2 protein-coding genes are annotated in these 2,883 nt (G+C 60.2%); both read left to right on the forward strand.

What is annotated here, in order from left to right; genetic code table 11:
- The first annotated feature begins 235 nt into the window (after nucleotides 1-235).
- Nucleotides 236-2,356 carry an N-6 DNA methylase gene (locus tag QZX93_RS10140; RefSeq protein ID WP_295384642.1) on the forward strand — a complete coding sequence of 707 codons (2,121 nt, stop codon included), beginning with the start codon at nucleotides 236-238 and terminating at the stop codon, nucleotides 2,354-2,356.
- 455 nt (nucleotides 2,357-2,811) lie between these two features.
- On the forward strand, nucleotides 2,812-2,883 hold a 72-nt coding region (locus tag QZX93_RS27330; protein WP_366760121.1), incomplete at its 3' end, for a transposase DNA-binding-containing protein.

Raw genomic sequence — 2,883 nt, forward strand, 5'->3', positions numbered from 1 at the left:
AGATCGTGTCGGTCGAGTTTCATGTGCGCGTCAGGCTGAACGGTGGGGTCCCCGCGACGCCACCAACTGTTGGGGTGCTATCCTCCAACACAATGCCCCCACGCCACCGCGTTCCGGAAGGGGGGGGTCTGAACGATTACGCACAAAGGACACGGAGAAGAATGACTTTGTGCTCTTTGTGTCTTTGTGGTGAATCTTTAAAGACCTTGCAGTGAAACGATCAGAGCAGATGACAATGACGGAAGAAACCCTCGCGCCGCTGTATCGCGCGCTGCGCAACCAGTATCGGGACTTCGGTTCGGCGCATGACCTGCCGAGCGACCATGAATACCTTCAGGCGGGGCTCATCTGGGGCGAGGTCGACGGCAACGAGACGCCCCGTATTCTGCTGATCGCCCTGGCACCCGGCCACTGGGACACGTCCGAACCGGCGCGGCTCGACGACCTGGCCATCGGGCTCCTGGCCGCCCTACCGGGGGACACCTGGCCCGTCTTCTGCCACCTCAAAGACGACAGCCACGAGCGCTGTTACGAGCTGTTCGGCGCCAGCGGCACCCAGTCGGTCGATACCATCCCCGGTATCGGCCTGATCCGGGAGCACGAGCGCCTGCGCAAGGATCAGACCTTCACCTGGTCCATGAAGATTTATACGCGCCTGATGCACCGGCTCGACGCCTTCCACGAGCAGGTCTACCAGAACGTCAAGGACCGCGTATCGGACAAGAACGACATCATTGAAGAGGTCGCCAAGCTCCTGTTCCTGGAGTCTTTCCGCTGCCATCACGGTGAACACTTGAGCTTCGACTACCAGGGTCAGCAGCTCAACTTCCGTGAGGTCTTCAGTTACGCCTACGTGAAGGCGCACGGGGCACTCGCGGTGGAGCAGATCCAGGCCGCATTCGATGCGCTCAAGTCCCACCCGGACTATGTCATCACCGCGGACGACGGCACCCAAAGCCCCATCTTCGACCCCAAGACCCACCTGCGCCTGACCCAGCCGCGCAACTACGAGACCCTGCTGGAGGCGATTCAGGACCTGGGACCGGTTACCGACAACCAGGGGCGCCCGATCCCCGGCAAGGATCAGGGGACCCTGGCCGATGTCTCCGGCGACGTGCTGGGGCGGGTGTTCGATGTCTTCCTGCGCGCCAACTTCGAGTCCAAGGGCGGCCTGGGTGTCTACCTGACCCCCAACCCGGTCAAGCAAGCCATGCTCGACATCGCCTTCCACGACATCGCGCTGGACACCAAGTCCATCGAGGAACTGACCGCCGGCAACTTTCGCTTTTGCGATCCCACCTGCGGCAGCTTCGGCTTCGGCTCCGTTGCCCTGAGCCGACTGCGCCAACTGATCTGGGTTCAGCTCGCCGCCATCCCTGATGCGGAGAAGGAGCCCATGTACCGTGACATCATCGAGCACGGCTTTGTCGGCGCGGATTCGGCCCCGCGCATGGTCATGCTCGCCCGCGTCAACATGGCCCTGCAAGGTGCGCCCAAGGCCAAGATCTTCTACACCGACAACTCGCTGACCTCCCGCGCACTCAAGCCCAACAGCTTCAGCCTGATCTGCACCAATCCGCCCTTCGGCACGCCCAAGTTTGGGTCCGACGCCAAGGGCCAGGGGTCCAAGGCGCAGTACGAGTCCAACATGGAGCAGATCCTGGGCGGCTTCCGGCCCGCGGAGCAGGTCGTCCAATCCTATAACGCCTGGTACAACTGGGCCGTCAAGGCCTGGGTCGACACCGGTGATCTGTATAAGGACGAGCACGGCGACCCGATCTGGGCCGGCTACCGCACGGATCTGCGTAAGGTCTCCGGCGGCAAGAAGCCGCGCTACGAGCTGCACCCGAGCACCGGGGGCCTCGCGCTCGGCAGCAAGCCGGACCGCAAGGACAATTGGCAGCCGGTAAAGGGCGGCTCCATCGACCCGGCGGTGCTCTTCATCGACCGCTGTCTGCAACTGCTCAAGCCCGGCGGACGGCTGTTGATCGTCCTGCCGGACGGTGTACTCTGCAACTCAGGTGATCGCTATGTGCGCGAGTACATCATGGGGCGCAAGGACGAGCAGACCGGTGAGTTCGTCGGCGGCAAGGCCATCGTCAAGGCGGTGATCTCGCTGCCGTCTGATACCTTCAAGCTCTCCGGCACGGGGGCCAAGACCTCGATCCTGTACCTGCAGAAGCGTCATGCCGCGGCCGACGACCACAACCGGTTCTTGCCCGAGCCACAGACCGATGTATTCATGGCGGTGGCCGATACGCTGGGATACGTGGTCAAGAACAACATTGAGGACTACTCGGCGGGGGTACCGAATGACCTCGACAAGATCGTCGGCACGTACAGGCGCGGCGAGTAGGACTCACCACAAAGGCACGAAGGACACAAATAAGACAATGAATATCAAAGGCGAAAATTAGAGCGCTATTGGAAGGACAATAAATGTTCGCATTGCGAGTATCTTGCGCTGATTTTCAGCACCGTCTTGACTGTTGGTTCTATAACCCGCGCGCGTTAGAAGCGACTAATTTACTTTCGTCGCGGTTGGCGGTTGAGCGATTGGCAGTTCTTGTCGACCCTGATAGGTCAATCACCAATGGGGTGAGGGGGCCGGATTGGCAAGACTCCATATTTAAACTGATTCGCTTACAAGACTGTAAGGATTGGATCGTCGATACCGAAAACGCCGCTTCAATTTCTTTTCAGCAATTTGAAGAAAATCGCAGGTGCAAGCTGGAGGTTAACGCATCCCGTTACACACAACTTTAGGTGTACGGTGTAAAATTCAGTCTTCAGATAGTTTCTGGGGGCACCGTGAGCTGGGCAGACGAGGAATTTCTGGCGATTGACCTGGGCGACACGCGTCGCAACGAGCGCGCGAAGCGG

The sequence above is a fragment of the uncultured Thiodictyon sp. genome (genome assembly GCF_903946935.1).
Classification (GTDB): Bacteria; Pseudomonadota; Gammaproteobacteria; order Chromatiales; family Chromatiaceae; genus Thiodictyon.

Coding starts and splice junctions, on each gene's coding strand:
- QZX93_RS10140 (WP_295384642.1), top strand. CDS start 236: ATGACGGAAGAAACCCTCGCGCCGCTGTATCGCGCGCTGCGCAACCAG.